The 6,363-nt window shown below is 37.2% G+C and carries 3 protein-coding genes; 2 read left to right on the top strand and 1 reads right to left on the bottom strand.

The features are described 5' to 3' along the window. The first annotated feature begins 235 nt into the window (after window positions 1–235). Window positions 236–2,653: a sucrose synthase gene (locus tag IQ228_RS18470; protein WP_193963868.1), complete on the top strand. Its 2,418-nt coding sequence runs from the start codon at window positions 236–238 to the stop codon at window positions 2,651–2,653. Window positions 2,654–2,892: 239 nt separating this feature from the next. Continuing rightward, window positions 2,893–5,802 (top strand): beta-phosphoglucomutase, encoded by a 2,910-nt coding sequence (pgmB, locus tag IQ228_RS18465; RefSeq protein ID WP_193963867.1) that lies wholly within the window; start codon window positions 2,893–2,895, stop codon window positions 5,800–5,802. Between the two features lie 15 nt (window positions 5,803–5,817). Here pgmB and IQ228_RS18460 read toward each other — a convergent pair whose 3' ends face one another. Next, a complete protein-coding gene (locus IQ228_RS18460) occupies window positions 5,818–6,261 on the bottom strand; it encodes an SRPBCC family protein (RefSeq protein WP_027403636.1) in 444 nt (147 codons plus the stop codon). Window positions 6,262–6,363: the final 102 nt, after the last annotated feature.

The following is a 6,363-nucleotide window of genomic DNA, read 5'->3' as shown; positions in this document are numbered from 1 at the left end:
GTAATATTTTATTCTTATTTTAATAGACTATTAAAGAAGTGTCACAAGTAAGATTTACAAAATGGTAATTAATATACTTCAGAACTATGCTGTAGCGAATAGATATTTCTCTATCTATAAGATGATGTTAGGGTTCATCCTTTAGTTAGAAGTAAATGATTGAGTAACTTATTTACGATTAACTTGGCACAGCATATCAATAATTCTGACTTTCGCTAGAGTTTGGTAATGTAAAATGTATAAATTAGTGCAAACTATTGTTAACAGTGATGAAAAAAATGCTTTAGGTGAGTTTATCTTAGGATTGGGTAATAATCATAAACGTTACTTTCTAAGAAACGAGATTTTACAAGCCTTTGCAGATTATTGTCGCCAATTCCAAAAACCTGCTTATTTTTATCACTCTTCCTCACTAGGAACATTTATTCAGTATACCCATGAAATAATTCTAGATAGTGGAAATACTTGGTTTGTCCTTAGACCAAAAATTGCGAGTCAAGAAGTATGGTTATTAACCGCTGATTTGACCAAGTTTGACTTAATGACACCCAAAGCATTATTAGATGTGAGCGATCGCTTAGTCAACCGTTACCAACCCCACATTTTAGAAATTGATCTTCATCCCTTTTACCCAGCAGCACCAAAAATTAGTGATTCTCGAAATATCGGACAAGGTTTAACCGTTCTCAATCATTATTTTTGTAATCAATCATTGACAGATCCTGAATATTGGATTGACGCATTATTTCAATCACTACAAAGATTAGAATATAATGGCATCAGCCTATTAATTAGTAATCACATTCATTCAGGATTACAACTAACCAAACAAATCAAACTAGCTTTAGAATTTGTTAGTCATTTATCCCCCGATACACCATACATAAAATTTGGTTTTCATTTCCAATCACTCGGTTTAGAACCAGGTTGGGGTAACAATGCAGCCAGAGTTAGAGAAACCTTAGAACTTCTCGAAAAACTCATGGATAATCCCGAAGCTGCTATTTTAGAAACCTTTGTTTCTCGCATTTGTGCAGTTTTCCGCGTCGTCCTTATTTCCATACATGGTTGGGTTGCACAAGAAGATGTTTTAGGAAGAGATGAAACATTAGGACAGGTTATTTATGTTTTGGAACAAGCCCGCAGTTTAGAAAACAAAATGCGAGCAGAAATTGAACTTGCAGGTTTAGATACATTAGGAATTAAACCCCATATTATTATATTAACCCGACTCATTCCCAATTGCGAAGGCACATTTTGTAACTTACCATTAGAAAAAGTTGATGGTACAGAAAATGCTTGGATTTTGCGCGTTCCTTTTGTAGAATCTCAACCAGAAGTTACCAACAACTGGATTTCTAAATTTGAAATTTGGCCTTACTTAGAAAAATTTGCTCTGGCTGCCGAAACAGAACTTTTAAAACAATTTCAAGGCAAGCCAAATCTAATTATTGGTAATTACAGTGATGGTAACTTAGTCGCTTTTATTCTCTCCCGAAAAATGAAAGTTACCCAATGTAATATTGCCCATTCCCTAGAGAAACCTAAGTTTCTATTTAGTAACTTATATTGGCAAGATTTAGAATCACAATATCATTTTTCTGCCCAATTTACCGCTGACTTAATCAGTATGAATGCCGCAGATTTCATCATCACATCATCCTATCAGGAGATTGTCGGTACACCAGATACAATGGGACAATATGAATCTTATAAATGTTTCACCATGCCCAACTTATATCATGTAATTGATGGCATTGATTTATTTAGTCCTAAATTCAACATGGTTCCCCCAGGAGTTAGTGAAAATATATTTTTTCCCTACAACGAAACAACCAATAGAGAATCCCACCGTCGTCAACATATCCAAAATCTGATTTTTCAGGCAGAACACCCACAAATTCTCGGTAAATTAGAACATCCCCATAAAAAACCAATTTTTTCTGTTAGTCCTACTACCTCAATTAAAAACCTCACAGGGTTAGTGGAATGTTTCGGTAAAAGTCAAGAATTACAACAACAATGTAACCTAATTTTATTAACCAGTAAACTGCATCCAGACTCAGGTACAAACTCCGAAGAAATTCAAGAAATAGAAAAAATTCACGCGATTATTAATCAATATCATCTTCACCATAAAATTCGCTGGTTAGGAATGCGTCTTCCTTTGAGCGATATCGCGGAAACCTATCGTGTAATTGCCGATTTTCAAGGAATTTATATTCACTTTGCCCTTTATGAATCCTTTAGCAGAAGTGTTTTAGAAGCAATGATTTCTGGATTACCAACTTTTACAACTCAATTTGGTGGTTCATTAGAAATTATTGAAAATCACAATAAAGGATTTAATCTCAATCCCACAGACCTGGAAGGAACAGCCAAAACAATTACTAACTTCTTAGAAAAATGCCATAATTATCCAGAATATTGGCTAGAAAATTCTCAATGGATGATTGAGCGCATTCGCCATAAATATAACTGGAATTCCCACACAAATCAACTCTTGTTATTAGCCAAAATGTTTAGTTTTTGGAACTTCGTTTATCCCGAAGATAACGAAGCTAGAGATCGTTACATGGAAAGTTTATTTCATCTCCTTTATAAACCTATCGCCGACAATATTTTATCAGAACACATTCATCAGCAAAAATAAAAATTGTAGGTTGGGTAGAACGAAGTGAAACCCAACATTTACAGAAGTTTGTTGGATTTAATTTACAGAAGTTTGTTGGATTTAATTTACAGGAGTTTGTTGGATTTAATTTACAGAAGTTTGTTGGATTTAATTTACAGAAGTTTGTTGGGTTATGGCTTCGCCACTTCGTGAACGTGCCTCAACCCAACCTACGTAAGTTTTAAATATAAAAAAACAAAAATAACTAATCCAAAATCATGGATAAAAAAGACCATTTTCGTAACCTTAGCTATACAGACTGGGTATTAACCGAAACCCAGTTTAATCCCGAATATTTGCACAGCCGAGAAACCATTTTCACCATAGGTAATGGCTATTTAGGAACAAGAGGAACATTTGAAGAAGGCTATCCCCGTGCATTATCAGCGACATTTGTTAACGGTGTTTACGATGATGTTCCCGTAGTTTACACCGAACTCGTTAACTGTCCAGATTGGCTCCCATTAACATTTATAATTGAGGGAGAACGCTTTCGCCTTGATCAAGGTACAACCTTAAAATATCACCGTAAACTAGACTTACATCATGGCATTCTCAGTCGTTGCTTACGTTGGTGTAGTCCCAATGGCAAAGTTATAGATATCCATTTTGAACGCTTTGCTAGTTTAGCTGATCAACATATAGTAGGACAAAGTTGCCAATTAACACCAGTAAATTTTGATGGTTTAATTGAAATTCAAGCAAGTGTAAACAGCTATTCAGAAAATCAAGGATTCAATCACTGGGAAGGATTAGATCAAGGTAAAACTACACAAGGATTCTGGTTGCATAGTCGCACTCGTAATAGCCGCATAGATGTCGGTATAGCAGCAAAAATAAATATTTCGGGAATTAACACAGACTTCCAAATTAATACCACTCCTGGTTATCCTAGCCTGAATGCAACTGTGATAGGTCAATTTCAACAGACGATTACTATAGTAAAGATTGTGAGTATTTTTACATCTAATGAAGTTGCAGAACCAGTTGCAGCCGCTAAAGAAAAACTCGTAAGTTTACCAGATTACATAACCTTAATTAATGCCAATGCCCAAGCCTGGGACACAGTTTGGCAACAAAGTGATATTATTATTGAAGGGGATATTACAGCGGCTTTTGCAGTGCGTTACAATCTGTTCCAGTTACTAATTGCTGCACCTAGAAATAATCATCGAGTTAGTATACCAGCAAAAACCCTATCCGGCTTTGGTTATCACGGTCATATCTTTTGGGATACAGAGATTTTTATTCTGCCATTTTTTACCTTTACCCAACCAAATTTAGCCCGTAATTTACTCAGTTACCGTTATCATACTTTACCAGGAGCGCGACGTAAAGCCGCCCATTATGGGTATCAGGGGGCGATGTTTGCTTGGGAAAGTGCGGTAACTGGAGATGAAGCCACACCGCGCTGGTCACTACGAAGTGACTTTTATGCCGAGGATATCCGTATATGGTGTCGTGATCGAGAAGTTCATATTAGTGCGGATATTGCTTACGCCACTTGGTATTATTGGCAAGTGACAGAAGATAATGAGTGGATGCGAGATTATGGTGCGGAAATTATTTTAGATACCGCCATTTTCTGGAGTAGTCGAGTTGAATTTAATCCCCAATTAGAATGTTATGAAATTCGTGGAGTTATTGGTGCAGACGAATATCACGAATCAGTCCATAACAATTGTTTTACAAATCGGATGGTTCAATGGCATTTAGAAAAATCTTTATTCATCTATAATTGGTTGCATTCCACTTTCCCAGAAGTAGCTATAAAACTTGAGCAAAAATTACAAATCACCTCCGAAGTCCTCACACATTGGCGAGAAATTATCGCTAAAATTATCATTATTCACAACCCAGAAACCTTACTAATTGAGCAATGTGAGGGATTTTTTCAACTAGATGATATTAACTTAGCCGCTTGTGAACCGCGAGAAAAATCCATCCAAACTATTTTGGGGATGGAAAAAACCAATCAAGGACAAGTAATTAAACAACCAGATGTATTAATGCTTCTGTATTTGATGCGAGAATCTGGTGATTTTCCCTACAATCAGTCAGCATTACAGATAAATTGGGACTATTACGCCCCCCGCACAGATATTAGTTATGGTTCTTCCTTGGGACCTGCCATTCACGCCATTTTAGCCGCAGATTTGGGCAAATCACAGGAGGCTTACGAATGCTTTATGCAAGCGGCAATGGTAGATTTAGAAGATAAACGCGGAAATACCCAAGATGGGATACATGGCGCTAGTGCTGGAGGCATTTGGCAAGCTGTAGTATTCGGTTTCGGTGGTATTCAATTTCGGGAAAATGTCCCCGTCGCCCATCCTCACTTACCCCCAACTTGGACAAGGCTGAAATTTAAGTTACAGTGGCATGGTAAATGGCACGAGTTTGATTTGCGTCAGGAATTGCCAAAGGCAGGAAAAACTAACATCCGGGGCGTGATTTTTGATTTAGATGGCGTGTTGACTGATACCGCAGAATATCATTACCAAGCTTGGCAAAAGTTAGCTAATGAGGAAGGTTTATTTTTTAATCGAGAAATTAATGAATCCTTGCGGGGTGTATCTCGTCATGCTTCCCTAATGTTGATTATTGGTAATAGAGAATATTCAGAAGTGCAAATTCAGGAAATGATGGCTCGGAAAAATAATTATTATGTAGAACTAATTCATAATATTACACCCGCAGATTTATTACCGGGGGCTGTGGCTTTGTTGGCTGAATTGCATGAAGCTGGGATCAAAATCGCCATTGGTTCTGCTAGTAAAAATGCCCGCATGGTGATTGAAAAATTGGGAATTGGTGATAGGGTAGATGTTGTTACTGATGGTGATACTGTCCAAGCTGCCAAACCAGCACCAGATTTATTTCTTAATGCCGCCAACCAGTTAGGAATTCCCCCAGATGAATGCGTGGTTTTTGAAGATGCAGCCGTAGGTATTGCAGCCGCTAAAGCAGCAAATATGTGGGTGGTAGGCTTGGGACCAGAGGAGAGGGTAGGGGATGCTGATGTGGTTTTGCCTAGTTTAGCAGGAGTCAAATGGGATGAACTGATTAAGAATTTGTTTCACGCAGAGGCGCAGAGAGTGATGGTTTGGGAGAATGAATTTTTTTGACGTTCAATTTTACACTTAATTGGTTTTCACATTCAAGGCATATTCTTTAAACCTTTCCAAATCTGCTTGGATTGTGGATTCTACCACTTTTCCTAAAAATAAGTTATCCATAAGTTTACCAATTAATCCAGGAATAGCATAGGAAACTGTCATTTTCACAACACTTATCTCATGACGATCATAAAAGCGAATAGCCCCTTGATTTGGTAAACCATCAACCGATTCCCATTGAATAATTTGATTAGGAACCATTTTAGTAATTCGCGATTTCCAAGCAAATTCTAACCCTCCTGTACTTAGTTTCCACAGGGAAATTTCTGGGTTATCTGGAGAAATTGTCACCGAATCAATCCATTTCATCCATTTAGGCATTTGCTCTAAGTCAGACCATAATTCCCATGCTAGCTCTATGGGAATTTCTACTTCTACTTGGACGCTGTGTTCTAACAATTCACTCATAGGATTTTAGATTTTAGATTTTAGATTTTAGATTTTAGATTGGTAATAGGTAATGGGTAATCAGTAAACTTCTACTTATTCCCTGCCCCCTGTCCCCTGCCC

It is taken from the genome of Dolichospermum sp. LEGE 00246, assembly GCF_015207865.1.
Classification (GTDB): domain Bacteria; phylum Cyanobacteriota; class Cyanobacteriia; order Cyanobacteriales; family Nostocaceae; genus Dolichospermum; species Dolichospermum heterosporum.
Note: the sequence above shows the minus strand (reverse complement) of the source record. Positions and strands in the feature narration are given on the sequence as shown.